We start from the raw sequence: 17,398 nt of genomic DNA on the forward strand, positions 1-17,398 counted from the left end.
AGGGCCTGTCGGGCCAAAAGGACAGCGCAATGGACGATCACGGTGAATCGGCATTGTCCGCCGGACTTTCCGGCGCGCTGACGGAATTCGGCCATCGACTGATGGCGCGGGTCTATTATGCAGACACCGATTTTTCCGGCGTCGTCTACCACGCGCGCTATCTCGAATTCTTCGAGCGCGGCCGGTCCGACTATCTGCGGCTGGCCGGCGTCCACCACACCGAGCTTGCCGACGGCAAGCATGGCGAGAAAATAGTCTGGGTGGTGCGGCGCATGGAGATCGATTTCCGCGGTTCGGCCCGCATGGATGACATCCTGACCATCGATACGCGCACCGACGAGATTTCCGGCGCCCGCATCGTCATGGCGCAGCAATTGAAGCGCGGCAGCGAAGTGCTGGTCGAGGCGCGTGTCGAAGCGGCGATCGTCGGCGAGAACGGGCGGCCGCGGCGCTTTCCCAAGGACTGGATCGCAGCCTTCATGCCCAGAACGCGCAAATAAAGGTTCAGAGGCGGACGATCCCAGAGCTCCCGGTCCAGGCCAGAATCGCGAGGCGGTCTATCAGGGCGCGGCAATGCGCCGCGCTGTACGTCCTAACCCATCCTTAACCATAACGGTCCATGAAGGGATTGGTTAAGATTGGGAGAATCCAAGCGCCTTCCTTTCACCAATATTTGCCCCGAAAAGGCCGCCAACGGTGCATTTGGGGTTATTCCGCAAGCCTAACGCGAACGGACCACAAGGGATGCCCATGGGCCAGCCGCCAGCCACGCCCGGAAAATCTTTAAGGACGTAACATGGAAAACATCGCTCTCGCCGAACCGGGCGCGCATTTATCGATTTGGGCCTTGTTCATGCAGGCCGGTTGGGTGGTCAAGCTGGTCATGATCGGGCTGCTTGGTGCCTCGATCTGGACCTGGGCGATCATCGTCGACAAGCTCGTCGCCTATGCCCGCATGCGGCTGGCGCTCAACCGCTTCGAACAGGTGTTCTGGTCGGGGCAGTCGCTGGAAGAGCTTTACCGCACGCTCGCCGACCGCAAGACGACCGGCATGAGCGCGATCTTCGTCGCCGCCATGCGCGAATGGAAGAAGAGCTTCGAGAAAGGCGCGAAATCGCCACTCGGCCTGCAGACCCGCATCGACAAAGCGATGGATCTGGCGCTGACCCGCGAGATGGAAAAGCTGGAAGGGCGGCTCGGCTTCCTCGCCACCACCGGCTCGGCGGCGCCCTTCATCGGCCTGTTCGGCACGGTGATCGGCATCATGACCTCGTTCCAGGCGATCGCCGCCTCGAAGAACACCAGCCTGTCGGTGGTCGCGCCAGGCATCGCCGAAGCGCTGCTGGCGACCGCGATCGGCCTGCTAGCCGCCATCCCGGCCGTCATCGCCTATAACAAGCTGTCGTCCGACGCGAGCAAGATCGCGGTGCGCATGGAAGGGTTCGCGGATGAGTTCTCCGCCATACTCTCGCGCCAAATCGATGAAAAAGTGGCGCAGAAGGCCTGAGGAACGATCATGGGAATGTCCGTAAGCGCAGGTGGCGGAGGACGCGGCGGGCGCGGCCACAGGCGGCGCGGCCGCCACCACGCGTTGATCTCGGAGATCAACGTCACGCCGATGGTCGACGTGATGCTGGTGCTGCTGATCATCTTCATGGTCGCGGCACCGTTGCTGACGGTCGGCGTGCCGGTCGACCTGCCGGACACGCAGGCCAAAGCGATGAACGCCGATACGCAGCCTATAACCGTGTCCATCAACTCGGCCGGTCAGATCTACCTCCAGGAAACCGAGATCCCGATCGAGGAGCTGGTGGCAAAGCTGCAGTCGATCTCGAAGACCGGCTATGACGAGCGCATTTTCATCAGGGGTGACAAGTCCACCGACTATGGCACTGCCATGAAGGTGATGGCCCGCGTCTCGGCTGCTGGCTACAAGAATATCGGCCTGGTTTCACTGCAGGAACAGGATCAGTAGACGCAAGATGAGGACCGGCCTCACCACATCGGTGATCTTGCATACGCTGGCGATTGCCTTCGGGCTGTTCACGCTGTCGGCGCCGCCCGCGATGCCTGCGTCCGATGCGGAATCGGTGTCGGTCGAGATCGTGCCGATGGAAGCGACGGCACAGGTCCTGCAAGGCGACAAGAAGTCTGTGATGCATGACAAGCCGGCGCCGCTGCCGACACAGCGTCCCGACGTCGTTCCCGATGCCCAGAAAGTCGGCGATAACAGCGTCGATACCGACAAGCCGCCGACACCTGAGCCCAAGCCCCAGCCGGTCGACATGACGGCGGCTCCGCCACCCGCGCCGACGCCGGTCGAAAAGCCCAAGCCTGAGGACGTGCCGAAGCCGAAGGAAAAGCCGAAGCCTATTCCCGCTACGGAGGTGGCGCCGGTGCCGCAGCCGAAGGAAGAGGTCAAGCCCGAACCTGTCAAGCAGACCGAGCCCAAGCCGACGCCGGCCAAGGAGCCGACGCCCACGCCGCCGCAGGACAAGACTGCCGCGATCGATCCGCAGCCCGAGGTCAAGCCGGATGCCGTCGCCGAGGCGATTGCCAAGCAACCGCCGACCGAGGAGGCGCAGCTTCCGGACTCGGCGCCGGCGCCCGAGGCTCGGCCAAAGCCGCAGCCGGCCCAGGCTGAAAGCGCGAAGGCGCCGGAGCGCAAGGACACCGACAAGCCGGTCAAGGAAGCCTCGTCCAGGCCGAAATCGGACGACAAGCAATTCAATGCCGACGAGATTTCGGCGCTGCTCGACAAGCGGAAGCCGTCCGGCGGCGGCGCCAAGCGCTCGACCCAGCAGGCATCGCTCGGCGGCGAGAAGGACCAGGGCCAGAGGCTTTCGAAATCGGAGCAGGGGGCATTGGAGGCCCAGCTTGGTGGTTGCTGGACGCTTCCGGCAGGGCTCGAGGGTTCGGAGAATTTCGTCGTCGTGGTCCGGTTTAATCTGGACGCCTCCGGCAAGCTGGATGGCCGGCCGAGCGTTGAAAAGTCGAGCGGAAACCGCCCGTTTGACGAAAGTGCAGTGCGCGCGGTTCAGAAATGCGATGTGGCCGGCTTGCAGGTTCCGGCGGGCAAGCAAGACATCTGGTCCGACGTTCGGGTCACTTTTGACCCCAGGGAGATGCTCGGTCTTTAGGCCCGGCTCCCACAGAATCAGCGAAGAGAAGCGAGAAGACATGAAATCCATCCTCAAGCCGCTCCTGACGATCGCAGCGATGGCGCTGGGTATGACTGTTGCTGTCACCCTGCCGGCGCGGGCGCTCGTTGAGCTCAACGTCAATAAGGGCAATGTCGAGCCGTTGCCGATCGCCATCACGGACTTCCAGGGCGGCGATGCGCTCGGCGCCGAGATTTCCGGCATCGTCAGTGCCGACCTGAAACGCTCCGGCCTGTTCGCGCCGATCGACAAAAGCGCTTTCATTGAAAAGATCTCGAACCCGGATGCCACGCCGCGCTTCGAAGACTGGAAGGTGATCAATGCGCAGGCGCTGGTCACCGGCAGTGTCGGCAAGGAGGCTGACGGCCGCATTCGCGCCCAGTACCGGTTGTGGGACACGTTTGCCGGCCAGCAGATGTCGGGCGAGCAGTTCTTCGCCAACGACGCCAATACCAGGCGCGTCGCCCATATCATCGCCGACGCGATCTACGAGCGGCTGACCGGCGAGAAGGGCTATTTCGACACGCGCGTCGTCTTCATCGACGAATCCGGTGCCAAGAATGCGCGCAAGAAGCGGCTTGCCATCATGGACCAGGACGGCGCCAACGTCCGCTATCTCTCGAACGGTAAATCGATCGTGCTGACGCCGCGCTTTTCGCCGAACCGGCAGGAAATCACCTACATGTCCTATGAAAGCGGCCAGCCGCGGGTGTACCTGCTGCAGATCGAGACGGGGCAGCGCGAGCTGGTCGGCAATTTCCCCGGCATGACGTTTGCGCCGCGCTTTTCGCCGGACGGCCAGAAGGTAATCATGAGCCTGCTGCGCGATGACGGCAATTCCAACATCTTCGCCATGGATCTGAGAAGCCGCTCGACGACCAGGCTCACCAACTCGACCGCCATCGATACCTCACCCTCCTATTCGCCTGACGGCAGCAAGGTGGTGTTCACCTCGGATCGCGGCGGCCGCGCGCAGATCTATGTGATGGGCGCCGACGGCTCGGGCCAGACCCGCATCTCGTTTGGCGACGGCGTCTATTCGACGCCGGTGTGGTCGCCGCGCGGCGATCTCATCGCCTTCACCAAGCAGACCGGCGGCGAATTCCAGATCGGCGTCATGCGCACCGACGGTTCGGGTGAGCGCATCCTGTCCACCGGCTTTCAGCAGGAAGGGCCGACCTGGGCGCCCAACGGCCGGGTGCTGATGTTCTTCCGCGATTCCAATGGCGGACCAAAACTTGTTTCGGTCGATCTCACCGGCCGCAACGAACAGTCGATCCCGACGGCGAACTTCGCCTCGGATCCGGCCTGGTCGCCGCTGCTGGAGTGATGGAAGAAGAACTGAGGAATTGAAGAACTGAAGAACTGAGGAGATGGAGAAGCCGGGGCGCTACGTTGAGCGCGCGAGGGACCTGGAGGTCTACAAACGCGCCTACGCGGTTTCTCTTGAGGTGCATAGAGCCACGCTTGCTTTTCCGAAAATTGAGCAATACGCGCTAGCCGATCAATTGCGTCGCTCGAGTAAGGCAATCTGCGCCAATTTAGCTGAGGGATTTGCCAAGCAGAGCCATTCCAAAGCCGAATTCGCTCGCTTCGTTTCGATGGCGGTGGGGTCATGCAGCGAAGTGGAGACGTGGATATGTTACGCGTTCGATCTTGAATACATCACGCAGTCCCAACTCGACGCCTGGCGGCAATCTTATGCCCAAATCCATGGGATGCTCGTGAGCCTCAGAGAGAAGCTGACGTAATTCCTTTTCTTCAATTCCTCAGTTCTTCAGTTCCTCAATTCCCTCTTTTTCATGTTTTGGCCGCATTTTCGCCTACGGTCCGCGCTCATTGTCGCCCCTCGGCAGAACGGTTGCGGACGGCAGCCGAAAACCAAATTTTAACCGTGTTTCTTGAGCGTCGGTTAACCCAAACGTGGTTACTGGACGATCAATGAAATCACTCGAATTGCGAAGGAGAGGCGGCATGGGCCGTATCGCAGCACTTACCACAAACCCGGTCATGATCGCGCTGGTCGCTATGCTCGCGATCACCGGTTGCGCCTCGAAGAAGACGCCGAACAGCGCCGCCGATCTTGGCCTCAACGGCGCCGGCGCGGCAACGCCAGGGTCGGCCCAGGACTTTACCGTCAATATCGGCGACCGCATCTTCTTCAATACCGATTCGTCCTCGATCCGCGCCGATGCGCAGACAACGCTGTCGCGCCAGGCGCAGTGGCTGAACCAGTACAAGCAGTATGCCATCGTCATCGAAGGCCATGCCGACGAGCGCGGGACGCGCGAATACAATCTGGCGCTCGGCGCCCGCCGTGCTGCCGCCACACGCGACTTCCTGGTCGCCAAGGGTGTTTCGGCGCAGCGCCTGAAGACCATTTCCTACGGCAAGGAGCGTCCGGTCGCGGTTTGCGACGACATCTCCTGCTGGTCGCAGAACCGCCGCGCCGTAACCACGCTGGGCGGCGCCGGTTCTTGATCGGCATAAATGCAACACTTGGTGTGAAAGGCGGCCAAAAGGCCGCCTTTTTCATATCTGCTCGCTCCAAACAAAATTTGGCCGAAGTCTCACGTCCTGTTAAGAGCCGAGAGCGTCTGGCTAGTCCCCAGTTGACTGGTCTACTTCGAATGAGAGGCGCGCAACAATGGTTTCACGGCGAGAGGCACATGCATTTCAGATCGGTCTTGAGCGGCACGCTTGCGCTGCTGCTCGTATCAAGTATCGCGGCACTTGCTGACGGGGCAAACGGCACCGGGCCGTCATCGGAAAGCGGTTTTTCCTTCCACCTGCCGACGATCAAACTGCCCGGCATTTTCGGCGAAAAGAAAAAGCCGGATCAGGTTCAATTCGCGCAACAGGATGGCACCGGCACTCCGGCGCTGGAGGAACAGCTCCGGCAGATGAATGGCAAGATCGAGGAACTCAATTTCCAGGTCCTGCAGATGCAGGAGCAGATCCGCAAGCAGCAGGAAGACAACGAATTCCGCTTCCAGCAGTTGGAAGGCGGTCCGCAAGGCGCGCAGCAGCCGGCCGAGCAGAAGAAGTCCGAGGCGGCGCCTAGCAGCGACAGCCCCAACGGCGACAGTAACGTGGCGGAGGCGCCGGGGACGCCGGCTGCGGCCGATGCGGGCAAGGCGGCAGACGGCGACAAGAGCGTCGAGGACGTCATCGTCGAATCGCCCAACGGCGATCCCGGCAAGCTGATCCCCGGCGCGCCGCCCAAGACGTTCGGCACCATCACCGTCGACAAAAACGGCAATGTCGTCGAAGCCGACGGCAATGCGCAAGCGAATGCGCCGCAGCAGAATACGGCCCCAGCCAACGGCGCCAGCGCAGCCGGCAACAAGGCCGGTAAATCCGATGATACGGTGGTCGCGGCACTCCCGTCGACCAACGATCCGGAAGAGCTTTACCGCAATTCTTACCAGTTCATCCTGTCGGGCGACTACAGCACCGCCGAACAGGGCTTCCGCGACCATATCGCCCGTTTTCCCAAGGACGCCAAAGCGGCGGACGCGCATTACTGGCTTGGTGAATCGCTGCTCGGCCAGCAGAAATACCGCGATGCGGCCGAGACTTTCCTCGCTGCCAGCAAGGACTATCCCAAGGCCAAGAAAGCGCCAGACATGCTGCTGAAGCTCGGCGTTTCACTTGTCGGGCTGAAGCAGCGCGACGTGGCCTGTGCCACCTTCAGCGAGATCGGCAAGCGCTATCCCGATATTTCCGGCGCGCTCAAGGAGCGGGTCAAGCAGGAAAGGGCGCTCGCGGCGTGCTAGTTTTTCTGTTGCATGTCGTAGCCCCAAAACCGGGTCCACTTTTGGGCGACATGCATGATGCTCGACACCGAGCCTGACCTTTCGGATTTTTCGCGGATCGACTTTTCCAACGGCGCTGTTGCGGCCGTGTCCGGCGGCAGCGACTCGACCGCCCTTCTCCTCCTCCTCAAAGCCCATCTCGACCGTAACGCCCCGGCAACGAAATTGCTGGCGGTAACGATCGATCATCAATTGCGGCCGCAAGCGGCAGCGGAAGCGCAAGCCGTGGCCAGGCTGTGCGCGGCGCGCGGCATTGCCCATCGCGTCCTCGCCTGGTCGGGGCACAAACCCTCGACCGGCCTGCCTGCCGCCGCGCGCGAAGCCCGATACCGGCTGCTCGCCGAGGCCGCCGACGCGACAGGCATCGGCCTGATCCTGACCGGCCACACCGCCGACGACCAGGCCGAGACCGTGCTGATGCGGCAAGCACGTGACGACGGGCCAGGTGAGGAGAGGCCGCGCGACGAAGGGCGGGGCCTTGCCGGCATGGCGCCGGCAACCCTCTACGAGTGGCGGCACTGGATCGTGCGGCCGCTGCTCGGCATAAGGCGTGCTGACCTGCGCGAATTCCTGCGGCGTGAACAGGTTGCCTGGATCGAAGATCCGACCAATGCCGACACCGCTTTCGAGCGGCCGCGCGTCCGCGCAGCACTTGCCGAAGGCGATGGTACGCCTCGCGTGGCTGAAGCGATAGCGCTGGCCAGAAAGGCGGCGGTCGAGCGTGAGCAGCTGGGACATCGCGCCGCCATGCTGATCCGCAACTTGGCCTCCAGGCCGGCCGCCGGCCTCGTCCGCCTCGATCGTGATTTTGCGACGGCCGCCGACAGCCGGGCGGCCATTTATGCGCTGCGCATCCTGCTGGCGGCGACCGGCGGCACCGCCTTCCTTCCCGACCAGGCCCGCAGCGAAGCCCTTTTCGGCCGGTTCCGCACCGGGCCGCTTTGTGCCACATTGTCGCGGACCGTGATCGATGCCCGGCGTACCGGCATCTTTCTGCACCGCGAATTGCGCGATCTGCCGCCCGCTGTTGCGGTTTCCGACAATGCCCTGTGGGACGGCCGCAGACGGATCACATTGGGCGACAGTCCAGGTGCATTGTTGATCGCGCCGCTGTTGGTAGCACCGCTCGGGGCGGCTCTTGCCGCAAAGCGGGCAATTGAAGGGCATGGCACGCCGGCAAGTCTTGTACGCGCAGCCCTGGCCGCCGAGCCGGCGCTCTGGCGGGACGGCGAATGCCTTGGTTTGCTCGGGGAAGGCCCGGGTTTGCCCGGGGAAGGCCCGATGCCGGCGGCTGTCGCCGCATATCCGGCAGTCGCGCCCTTCGCCCGTTTCCTGCCGTCCTTCGATCTGGCGCCGGCCGATGCCGTCGCCGCCTTGCTTGGCGCGGCGCCGGTTCCAGCCTCGCCATTCGGTGGCCACAGTGCCGGCCTACCACGGCCGAATGCTTAACCGAGACCTGCTGTTATGCTTGGCAAGGGGGAACGCTCTCCCTATGTTATGGCCAAGTTTCCTCTCACGACGCGTGTCCGCCCAGCGGCGCCAACGGGACAATTGATGAATCCGAATTATCGCAACCTCGCGCTCTGGGCGATCATAGCGGTCCTGCTCATCGCTCTCTTCAATCTTTTCCAGACGCCGCAGACGCGTGGAGCCTCGAGCGATGTTCCCTATTCGCAGTTCCTGCAGGAAGTCGCGGCGGGACGGATCAAGTCGGTGACCATCGCCGGCGCCCGTATCTCCGGCAACTACACTGACAGTTCCAACGGCTTCCAGACCTATTCGCCTGGGGATCCGTCGCTGGTTTCGCGGCTGCAGGACAAGAACGTCACCATCAATGCGCGTCCTGAATCCGACGGCTCCAATTCGCTGTTCGGCACCCTGATCTCCTGGCTGCCGATGATCCTCATCCTCGGCGTCTGGATATTCTTCATGCGCCAGATGCAGTCCGGTTCCGGCCGCGCCATGGGCTTCGGCAAGTCGAAGGCCAAGCTTTTGACCGAAGCACATGGCCGCGTCACCTTCCAGGACGTCGCCGGCGTCGACGAAGCCAAGGAAGATCTGGAAGAGATCGTCGAATTCCTGCGCGACCCGCAGAAATTCCAGCGGCTCGGCGGCAAGATCCCGCGCGGCGTGCTGCTCGTCGGTCCTCCCGGAACCGGCAAGACGCTGCTCGCCCGCTCGGTCGCGGGTGAAGCCAACGTGCCGTTCTTCACCATTTCGGGCTCGGACTTCGTCGAGATGTTCGTCGGCGTCGGCGCAAGCCGCGTCCGCGACATGTTCGACCAGGCCAAGAAGAACGCGCCTTGCATCATCTTCATCGACGAAATCGACGCGGTCGGCCGCCATCGCGGCGCCGGCCTCGGCGGCGGCAATGATGAACGCGAGCAGACGCTGAACCAGCTGCTGGTCGAGATGGATGGCTTCGAATCCAACGAAAGCATCATCCTGATCGCCGCCACCAATCGGCCGGACGTGCTCGATCCGGCGCTGCTGAGGCCGGGCCGCTTCGACCGCCAGGTGGTGGTGCCGAACCCCGACATCGTCGGCCGCGAGAAGATCCTGAAAGTGCATGTGCGCAACGTGCCGCTGGCGCCCAATGTCGACCTCAAGGTGATCGCGCGCGGCACGCCGGGCTTTTCCGGCGCCGACCTGATGAACCTGGTCAACGAATCCGCCCTGATGGCGGCGCGGCGCAACAAGCGCCTCGTCACCATGGCCGAATTCGAGGACGCCAAGGACAAGATCATGATGGGCGCCGAGCGCCGCTCGTCGGCGATGACACAGGCCGAGAAGGAGCTGACCGCCTATCACGAGGCCGGTCATGCCATCCTAGCGCTCAACGTGCCGTCGGCCGATCCGCTGCACAAGGCGACCATCATCCCGCGCGGCCGGGCACTCGGCATGGTCATGCAGCTGCCGGAAGGCGACCGCTATTCGATGAGCTACAAATACATGATCTCGCGCCTCGCCATCATGATGGGCGGCCGTGTCGCCGAGGAGTTCAAATTCGGCAAGGAGAACATCACCTCCGGCGCCTCCTCCGATATCGAGCAGGCGACCAAGCTGGCGCGTGCCATGGTGACGCGCTGGGGCTTCTCGGACAAGCTCGGCCATGTCGCCTATGGCGACAACCAGGAGGAGGTGTTCCTCGGCCATTCGGTGGCGCGCACGCAGAACATCTCGGAAGAGACGGCGCAGATCATCGACGCCGAAGTGCGCCGGCTGATCGACGAGGCCTATTCGACGGCAAGGTCCATCCTGACCAAGAAAAAGAAGGAATGGATCGCGCTGGCGCAGGGCCTTCTCGAATACGAGACGCTGTCCGGCGAGGAGATCAAGCAGCTGATCGCCGGCAATAAGCCCGCGCGCGACCTTGGCGACGATACGCCGCCGAGCCGCGGCTCGGCCGTGCCGAAGTCCGGCCGCCGCAAGAAAGGCCCCGAGCCCGAAGGCGGCATGGAACCCCAGCCATCAAGCTAGGCTCCGGCCCAGGACAGATCGACTTCGAAACGCCGCGGCTCTAACCGCGGCGTTTTCTCTTGGGGAATGCGACCCTTCCTGCATCGCTGGAAATTGGCGAAAGTGACGATGACGGCCAATCTCCCCCTCGTGGGGGAGATGTCCGGCAGGACAGAGAGGGGCGCGAAGGAATGGGGCCTTCTATCGTCCTCGTTGACGATTTCGGGAAGATCGACAAAGCGCGCCGGAGAATGAAGCTCGCATTTTTTTGCCGGCGGCGCCACATTTTGTTCTTGCTTTGTGCCGGCAGCTATGCTATTAATTTGGGTATAGTGCCAATTGGCGCTGACGACCCGCCCGCTGAGGCGGGTTTTCTGCTTCTGGCTGTGAAAGTTCCGGTGGTGCCGAGATCGATGTCGGCCGGACAGAGCGAAGAAACGCGATCTGACTGTTGGTTCGACCTCGGAAGGCCCTCTCACTTGTTCGGCAGCAACAAAAAAGCCCGCGAACCTTGGGGCTCGCGGGCTCATGTCGTCGGATGGTGGCGCCGGTCAGCTCTTCAGCTTGGCGTTGCACAGGCTGTAGAAGCCGCCGCCCTTCTGGATCCACCTGAGGCCGCCCAGCGTGTTGGCGTCCTTGTTGGCGTAGTAGAGGTCGAGGCAGGTGTGCATGCGGCCCTTGGCCGGGGTCTCGGTTGCATACTTCTTGGAGATCGTCGTCGGGAATTTCACGCCCTGGGGGGCGGTGATGGTCGGCGGTTGCGGATCGCCGGTGTACTTGGCGTCGGGAGCCGGCAGGGTGTCGTCGTCGGCTGCGCCGGCGCCGCATTGGCTCTTGCGGAAGTCGTTCCACTTCATGCCATTCAGCGTGTTGCCGGCCTTGGCAGCCTGATATTTGGCGCTGCAATCCGCCATGCTGAGGCCTTTGCCGGTATCGGTCGCGGCGGCTGTCGTCGCCTTGGCAGGTGCCGCGGCAGGCTGTGCGGCTGCAGTTCCGCCGGCGGCGCATTCACTCTTGCGGAAGTCGTTCCATTTCATGCCGTTGAGCGTGCCGGCAGCCTTGGCGGCCTGGTATTTGGTGCTGCACTCCTTGGCCGTCAGCCCAGGCGCCGCGTCATCGCTGCTGGCCGCCGCTGCTTTGGTCGTGGCGGCGGGTTGTGCGGCTGCCGTCGCGCCGGCGGCGCACTGGGTCTTGCGGAAGTCGTTCCACTTCATGCCGTTGAGCGTGCCGGCAGCCTTGGCGGCCTGGTATTTGGTGCTGCACTCCTTCGCCGTCAGGCCCGGCGCCGCATCGTCGGCGGCGGCTGCCTTGGTCGTGTCGGCGGCCTTGGCCGTGGCTTTGGCTGGCGCGGGTTCGGTTGTAGCGGCGGTGGCATCGGTGCCGCATTGGGCCTTGCGGAACTGGTTCCAGTTCTGCCCGCCAAGCGTTCCCGCATCCTTAGCCGCGTTATACTTGGTGCTGCACTCGGCCATGGTCAGCGCGTTGGCAGGCGCCGCCAGGAATAAGGTCGCGACGGCAAGACCCGTCAAAGTGGCAAGTCGGTGGATGAGCATGCGTTTTCTCCCTACGGCGGTTCATGATATGTCCCAGTGCAGCAATAGCGCTCAACGGCTGGTTGCGCCAGATGCTAAGTAGCGTAGAGACAAATTTAGAAGTGCATTCTTTTCTTTAAGGTGATGAATTCGTTGCCGGGACTGTCTCCCGGCCAAGTTCGTCCGGGTTTATTGCACGGAGAGCGCGCATATGGCTGGTTCCCAGCGAGGACAATGCGTCGCATGACAGCCAGTCAAATCGGCGGGTGCGGCGGACCTGAGCCTACCACTGTCTGGAGCAGCACGATGCGGATTCGGGTTCAAGGCCACACTGCCACAGACCAAAGGATCCAGATGAGGTTTGAGTTGACGTTTCTGATGTTGCTGCCGCAACAAGGGCTCGGAACTTGAAAATCAACACACTAGCGTGACGCAAAACACACAAAACAATAATTTTCTAAGGATTGGTCGTCCATAATCATACAATGTGATGACGGGGCTTGGGCCATTTTATGGCATGAGATGCTCGGAAAGAACCATCGGGAAGCTGGCGAACATGGCAGGACATTATTTCGGTACGGACGGCATTCGTGGGCGAGCCAACAAGTTTCCAATGACGGCGGAGGTCGCCATGCGGGTCGGCATGGCCGCCGGCCTCTCGTTCCAGCGCGGCAGCCACCGCCACCGCGTCGTGCTCGGCAAGGATACCAGGCTTTCCGGCTACATGATCGAGAACGCGATGGTATCCGGCCTGTGCGCCGCCGGCATGGATGTCTTCCTGCTCGGCCCGATTCCGACGCCGGCTGTTGCCATGCTGGTGCGCTCGCTGCGCGCCGATATCGGCGTGATGATCTCTGCCTCGCACAACCCCTATTACGACAACGGCATCAAGCTGTTCGGTCCCGACGGCTACAAGCTGTCCGATGAGATCGAGGAGCGTATCGAGGGGATGCTCGACAAGGATATCGAACTGGCGCTCGCCGATTCCGATGGGCTCGGCCGCGCCAAACGCGTCGACGGCGTGCATGACCGCTATATCGAATTCGCCAAGCGCACGCTGCCGCGCTCGATGTCGCTGTCGGGCCTGCGCATCGTCGTCGATTGCGCCAATGGCGCCGCCTACAAGGTGGCGCCCGACGCGCTGTGGGAACTCGGCGCCGAGGTCGTTGCCATCAATGTCGAGCCCAACGGCTTCAACATCAACAAGGAATGCGGCTCGACTCATCCGGCCGGCCTGCAAAAGAAGGTGCACGAGGTGCGCGCCGATATCGGCATTGCGCTCGACGGCGATGCCGACCGCGTCGTTATCGTCGATGAAAACGGCGCGATCGTCGATGGCGACCAGATCATGGCACTGATCGCCGAATCCTGGCACCAGAGCGGACGGCTGGCCGGCGGCGGCGTCGTCTCGACGGTGATGTCCAATCTCGGCCTCGAACGCTTCCTCGGCGACATGAACCTGCAGTTGCATCGCACCAAGGTCGGTGACCGCTATGTCGTCGAGCACATGCGTGCCCATGGGCTCAATGTCGGCGGCGAACAGTCGGGCCACATCGTGCTGTCCGATTTCTCGACTACCGGCGACGGGCTCGTCTCGGCGCTCCAGGTGCTCGCCTGCATCAAGCGCCATAACCGGCCGGTCAGCGAACTGTCGAAGAAATTCGAGCCGGTGCCGCAGCTTTTGAAGAATGTGCATATTTCCGGCGGCAAGCCGCTGGAGGAGGCGCCGGTCAAGGCGGCGATCGAAGATGCGCGCAATCGCCTCGGCAAGGCCGGGCGCCTGGTCATCCGGCCATCCGGCACGGAGCCGCTCATCCGCGTCATGGCGGAGGGCGACGACCCGCAGCTTGTCGAGTCCGTGGTCAACGACATCGTCGAGGTCATTTCGGAAACGCGCAGCGCCGCCTGATCTCCCTCCAACATCGGTTCAAAAGCCCGCCTTGCCGGCGGGCATTTTATTGAGTCGCGGCCAGCTCCGCCTGCAGCAACGGCCGCCAGATTGCTCCACTTTTAGTGATTCGTGGTTAATCAATACGGTTAAACGCCTTTTAACCTTTCCGATTCATTATCCACAACTGAGGTCAATCACATTTCGGGCGCGTTCGCCGTTCGAGGGTTCTCAGGGGTGATAAAGCATGTTCAACACAGCAAGAATGGCTCTCCTGGCCGCGCTGTTTGCCGGCGCCGGGCCGGCATTCGCCGCCGATTTCGTCGAGCCGCCCGTCGTCGAGGAGGCGCCGCCACCGATCGCCTACGAGCAGCCGGCCGACTTTGGCGGCTGGTATATCCGTGGCGACATCGACTATCACTGGTCGAAGTTTCGCGGCGCCGACTATATCACCTACGGACCGCCTCCCGGAACCGGCACTTTTGACAGCGGCAAGCTGAAGAGTGCTTTCTCGGCCGGTGCCGGCGTTGGCTATCAAATCGACCGGCACTTCCGCACCGACTTGACCGCGGACTGGATGAGCAAATCCACCTTCCGCGGCTCGACCAGCGGCATCTGCCTTGATGGAGATCCGTGTACTTCGGTCGACACCTCGTCCTATACCGCGCTGCTGCTGCTCGCCAACGCCTATGTCGATATCGGCACATGGCACGGTATCACGCCCTATGTCGGCGCCGGCATCGGCGGCGCCTGGGTTAAGTGGGATACACTCCACAACAGCGATGAAGACGGTGAATTCTTCCACCACGGCGGCAAGGGCTGGCGTTTTGCCTATGCTGCCATGGTTGGCGCATCCTACTGTTTGACCGATCGCGTCAAACTCGACGTCGGCTACCGCTACAGCCATATAAACGGTGGGAAGATGTTCGACTTCGGCAGCGGCGTCGGCCCCGGCTATGACAATGGCATCAATGTTCATGAGGTGCGCGGCGGCCTGCGCTACCAGTTCGGCAGATCGGACTGCGTTGAACCGGAACCTTATGTTCCGGAACCCGAGCCCGTCTACACCAAGTAGTCGCTTCGAAATCGAGGAATTCGTTGACCGCCCGGCTGATGCCGGGCGGTTTCGTTTGGCTGCCTAAACATGCTGCGGCGCTCTGTAACACCGTCCGGCTCGAGGAGCGAAGGCGGATCAAATCAATTGCTAACGCCTTGTTATCCTTAACCCGCACTTAACCACTATGGTTAACAATGCTGTCTGAAACGGCGCGCGATCGCGAATGCGCCAAGTTCGGGAGCCGAGGACCATGACATTCAAATCGCCTGTAGCACTGGCGCTTGCAGCAGTCGTCCTGGTGCCGCTGACGCCGGCGCTTGGCGCCGATTACGAACCGCCGGTCTATGTCGACCAGGCGCCCGACTATGTACCGGTCGAGGTTGGCTCGGGATGGTATCTGCGTGGCGATGTCTCCTATCTGGTGCAGAAGAGCTTCAAGGATGAGCATTTCGCCTTTACACCCGCGAGCTTCGACGAAAAGGAAGATCCCATCTTCGCCAGCATCGGCTTCGGCTACCATTTCAACGACTATTTGCGCGCCGATCTCAATGTCGGCTATCTTCCCGGCAACAAGATCGACGTCGGCTATAACGACGGAACGACCGTGGCATCGGCGACCCTGAAGAACTATGCCTTCTCAGGCATACTCAATGGCTATGTCGATCTTGGGACCTATGTCGGAATCACACCTTATCTCGGCGCTGGTGTCGGTATCCTGCAGAGCAAGCGTCGCCTCTCGGCGAGCTACTTCACCGACAACGCCGACCCCACCGACGATTTCGTCCTGCGTGACAACAAGACCCAATACTCCTTCGCCTACACGCTGAATGCCGGCCTTGCCTACCAAGTGTCCAAGAACGTCTCAGTCGATCTGGGCTATCAGTATTTTTCCGCGCCAGACGCCGAATATGTGACTGCCGAGAGTCTGACTTCTTTTCCGATCCGCAAAGGGATCAACAATCATCAAGTCAAAGTCGGACTACGCTACGATCTCTGGTAGGCTCGATCGAAGCCGAGGCGTTGACAATGGCGGGTCGCAGGCCCGCCGTTTGCGTTTCGCCCTCGGCAATATCCCGGCAGCGACAAAACTTTCCCCTTGACGCCGAAAGCCTGAACGCATATCGCCATCCGTGGGCCACCCCTCCCCAACGAGGGGCCACTATCTGGAAGGATAGACCACGATGTCCACGCATACCAAGCCCGGATTCCGTCCGGCAAATCCCAATTTTTCCTCAGGTCCCTGTGCAAAACGCCCCGGCTGGTCGGTCGAGGCGCTCAAAAATGCCGCGCTCGGGCGCTCGCACCGTGCCAAGATCGGCAAGACCAAGCTCGAACAAGCGATCGAGCTGACGCGGGAAATCCTCCAGGTTCCGGCGGATTACCGCATCGGCATCGTGCCGGCCTCGGATACCGGCGCGGTCGAAATGGCGCTGTGGTCGCTGCTCGGCGAGCGCGGCGTCGACATGGTGGCCTGGGAGAGCTTCGGCTCCGGCTGGGTCACCGATGTGGTCAAGCAGCTGAGGCTCGCCGATGTGCGCAGGTTAGAGGCTGACTACGGCGCACTGCCCGACCTGACCAAAATCGACTTCGACCGCGACGTGGTCTTCACCTGGAACGGCACGACGTCGGGCGTGCGCGTGCCGAACGGCGACTTCATCCCGGCCACACGCAAGGGCCTGACCATCTGCGACGCTACTTCGGCGGCCTTTGCGCAACAGCTCGATTTTCAGAAACTCGACGTTGTCACCTTCTCCTGGCAGAAGGTGCTGGGCGGTGAGGGCGCGCACGGAATGCTGATCCTCAGCCCGCGCGCCGTGGAACGCCTGGAAAGCTACAAACCGGCCTGGCCGCTGCCGAAGATCTTCCGTCTCACCTCGGGGGGCAAGCTGATCGAAGGCATATTCAAGGGCGAGACCATCAACACGCCGTCGATGCTGTGCGTCGAGGACTATCTCGACGCGCTGCGTTGGGCGAAGTCGATCGGCGGCCTCGACGCGCTGGTCACCAGAGCGGATGCCAATGCCGCCGTTCTCGATCGCTTTGTCGGAAAATCTTCCTGGCTCGGCCATCTTGCCGTAGACCCGGCGACGCGTTCGAACACATCGGTCTGCCTTTCCTTCACCGACCGGCAAGTCGCTGCACTCGACGCCGATGGACAGGCTGCGTTCGCCAAGGCAATTGTCTCGGTGCTCGACAAGGAAGGCGTCGCCTACGACATCGGCGCCTACCGCGATGCACCGCCCGGCCTGCGCATCTGGTGCGGCGCGACAGTCGAGACCTCCGATCTCGAAGCGCTGCTGCCCTGGCTCGACTGGGCCTTTGCGGCGCAAAAGGCGTCGCTCAAAGCGGCGGCCTGACTCCCTCCCCCTCGAGGGGAGGGTGGCCCGAAGGGCCAGGTGGGGTCGCCTCCACCCGCTCAACGATCCGCCATCCAGAAAGAAAAAGATTTGGCCGCATCCGGCCGCAACGACCCCACCCCGGCG

The 17,398-nt window shown here is 62.3% G+C and carries 15 protein-coding genes; 14 read left to right on the top strand and 1 reads right to left on the bottom strand.

Annotated elements, in window-relative coordinates; genetic code table 11:
* Positions 1-29 precede the first annotated feature (29 nt).
* From ybgC to ftsH, 10 genes are all read left to right on the top strand, one after another.
* A complete protein-coding gene (gene ybgC / locus NKI97_RS05370) occupies positions 30-500 on the top strand; it encodes a tol-pal system-associated acyl-CoA thioesterase (protein WP_023677998.1) in 471 nt (156 codons plus the stop codon).
* A gap of 296 nt (positions 501-796) precedes the next feature.
* On the top strand, positions 797-1,507 hold the full coding sequence (gene tolQ, locus NKI97_RS05375; protein WP_023677997.1) for a protein TolQ: 711 nt from the start codon (positions 797-799) through the stop codon (positions 1,505-1,507).
* A 9-nt stretch (positions 1,508-1,516) separates the two neighbouring features.
* On the top strand, positions 1,517-1,975 hold the full coding sequence (gene tolR, locus NKI97_RS05380; protein ID WP_352450825.1) for a protein TolR: 459 nt from the start codon (positions 1,517-1,519) through the stop codon (positions 1,973-1,975).
* A 7-nt stretch (positions 1,976-1,982) separates the two neighbouring features.
* Positions 1,983-3,140 (top strand): cell envelope integrity protein TolA, encoded by a 1,158-nt coding sequence (tolA, locus tag NKI97_RS05385; RefSeq protein ID WP_352832987.1) that lies wholly within the window; start codon positions 1,983-1,985, stop codon positions 3,138-3,140.
* Between the two features lie 79 nt (positions 3,141-3,219).
* Positions 3,220-4,491, top strand: coding sequence for a Tol-Pal system beta propeller repeat protein TolB (gene tolB / locus NKI97_RS05390; protein WP_245274748.1), 1,272 nt, complete (start codon positions 3,220-3,222; stop codon positions 4,489-4,491).
* Positions 4,492-4,534: 43 nt separating this feature from the next.
* Positions 4,535-4,912, top strand: a complete 378-nt coding sequence (locus NKI97_RS05395; protein ID WP_352450823.1) for a four helix bundle protein — start codon at positions 4,535-4,537, stop codon at positions 4,910-4,912.
* 223 nt (positions 4,913-5,135) lie between these two features.
* Positions 5,136-5,642: a peptidoglycan-associated lipoprotein Pal gene (pal, locus tag NKI97_RS05400; RefSeq protein ID WP_352832990.1), complete on the top strand. Its 507-nt coding sequence runs from the start codon at positions 5,136-5,138 to the stop codon at positions 5,640-5,642.
* Positions 5,643-5,830: 188 nt separating this feature from the next.
* Positions 5,831-6,940 (top strand): tol-pal system protein YbgF, encoded by a 1,110-nt coding sequence (gene ybgF, locus NKI97_RS05405; RefSeq protein WP_352450822.1) that lies wholly within the window; start codon positions 5,831-5,833, stop codon positions 6,938-6,940.
* A gap of 57 nt (positions 6,941-6,997) precedes the next feature.
* The gene (gene tilS, locus NKI97_RS05410; RefSeq protein WP_352833022.1) at positions 6,998-8,428 is read left to right on the top strand and encodes a tRNA lysidine(34) synthetase TilS; all 1,431 of its coding nucleotides are present in this window, start codon (positions 6,998-7,000) and stop codon (positions 8,426-8,428) included.
* A 105-nt stretch (positions 8,429-8,533) separates the two neighbouring features.
* Positions 8,534-10,459 (top strand): ATP-dependent zinc metalloprotease FtsH, encoded by a 1,926-nt coding sequence (gene ftsH, locus NKI97_RS05415; protein ID WP_023677989.1) that lies wholly within the window; start codon positions 8,534-8,536, stop codon positions 10,457-10,459.
* Positions 10,460-10,989: 530 nt separating this feature from the next.
* Here the strand turns inward: ftsH and NKI97_RS05420 are convergent.
* Positions 10,990-11,652 (bottom strand): hypothetical protein, encoded by a 663-nt coding sequence (locus NKI97_RS05420; protein WP_502901040.1) that lies wholly within the window; start codon positions 11,650-11,652, stop codon positions 10,990-10,992.
* Between the two features lie 874 nt (positions 11,653-12,526).
* Between NKI97_RS05420 and glmM the strand changes: the two genes are divergently transcribed.
* The 4 genes from glmM (at position 12,527) to NKI97_RS05440 (ending at position 17,272) form a co-directional block, all read left to right on the top strand.
* Positions 12,527-13,879: a phosphoglucosamine mutase gene (gene glmM / locus NKI97_RS05425; RefSeq protein WP_031213285.1), complete on the top strand. Its 1,353-nt coding sequence runs from the start codon at positions 12,527-12,529 to the stop codon at positions 13,877-13,879.
* Positions 13,880-14,105: 226 nt separating this feature from the next.
* The gene (locus NKI97_RS05430) at positions 14,106-14,933 is read left to right on the top strand and encodes an outer membrane protein (RefSeq protein ID WP_352450820.1); all 828 of its coding nucleotides are present in this window, start codon (positions 14,106-14,108) and stop codon (positions 14,931-14,933) included.
* Between the two features lie 232 nt (positions 14,934-15,165).
* Positions 15,166-15,915 carry an outer membrane protein gene (locus tag NKI97_RS05435; protein ID WP_352450819.1) on the top strand — a complete coding sequence of 250 codons (750 nt, stop codon included), beginning with the start codon at positions 15,166-15,168 and terminating at the stop codon, positions 15,913-15,915.
* 181 nt (positions 15,916-16,096) lie between these two features.
* Positions 16,097-17,272 carry a phosphoserine transaminase gene (locus tag NKI97_RS05440; protein WP_352450818.1) on the top strand — a complete coding sequence of 392 codons (1,176 nt, stop codon included), beginning with the start codon at positions 16,097-16,099 and terminating at the stop codon, positions 17,270-17,272.
* Positions 17,273-17,398 lie beyond the last annotated feature (126 nt).

Origin of the sequence: Mesorhizobium sp. M0296, assembly GCF_040321675.1 — a bacterium.
Taxonomy (GTDB): domain Bacteria; phylum Pseudomonadota; class Alphaproteobacteria; order Rhizobiales; family Rhizobiaceae; genus Mesorhizobium.

Bases quoted from the DNA above. Each gene is read 5' to 3' on its own strand.
- NKI97_RS05435 (WP_352450819.1), top strand. From the start codon at position 15,166: ATGACATTCAAATCGCCTGTAGCACTGGCGCTTGCAGCAGTCGTCCTG.
- NKI97_RS05420 (WP_502901040.1), bottom strand. From the start codon at position 11,652: ATGAAGTGGAACGACTTCCGCAAGACCCAGTGCGCCGCCGGCGCGACG.
- glmM (WP_031213285.1), top strand. From the start codon at position 12,527: ATGGCAGGACATTATTTCGGTACGGACGGCATTCGTGGGCGAGCCAAC.
- ybgC (WP_023677998.1), top strand. From the start codon at position 30: ATGGACGATCACGGTGAATCGGCATTGTCCGCCGGACTTTCCGGCGCG.
- tilS (WP_352833022.1), top strand. From the start codon at position 6,998: ATGCTCGACACCGAGCCTGACCTTTCGGATTTTTCGCGGATCGACTTT.
- NKI97_RS05440 (WP_352450818.1), top strand. From the start codon at position 16,097: ATGTCCACGCATACCAAGCCCGGATTCCGTCCGGCAAATCCCAATTTT.
- tolB (WP_245274748.1), top strand. From the start codon at position 3,220: ATGGCGCTGGGTATGACTGTTGCTGTCACCCTGCCGGCGCGGGCGCTC.
- tolQ (WP_023677997.1), top strand. From the start codon at position 797: ATGGAAAACATCGCTCTCGCCGAACCGGGCGCGCATTTATCGATTTGG.
- NKI97_RS05430 (WP_352450820.1), top strand. From the start codon at position 14,106: ATGTTCAACACAGCAAGAATGGCTCTCCTGGCCGCGCTGTTTGCCGGC.
- tolA (WP_352832987.1), top strand. From the start codon at position 1,983: ATGAGGACCGGCCTCACCACATCGGTGATCTTGCATACGCTGGCGATT.
- tolR (WP_352450825.1), top strand. From the start codon at position 1,517: ATGGGAATGTCCGTAAGCGCAGGTGGCGGAGGACGCGGCGGGCGCGGC.
- NKI97_RS05395 (WP_352450823.1), top strand. From the start codon at position 4,535: ATGGAGAAGCCGGGGCGCTACGTTGAGCGCGCGAGGGACCTGGAGGTC.
- ybgF (WP_352450822.1), top strand. From the start codon at position 5,831: ATGCATTTCAGATCGGTCTTGAGCGGCACGCTTGCGCTGCTGCTCGTA.
- pal (WP_352832990.1), top strand. From the start codon at position 5,136: ATGGGCCGTATCGCAGCACTTACCACAAACCCGGTCATGATCGCGCTG.
- ftsH (WP_023677989.1), top strand. From the start codon at position 8,534: ATGAATCCGAATTATCGCAACCTCGCGCTCTGGGCGATCATAGCGGTC.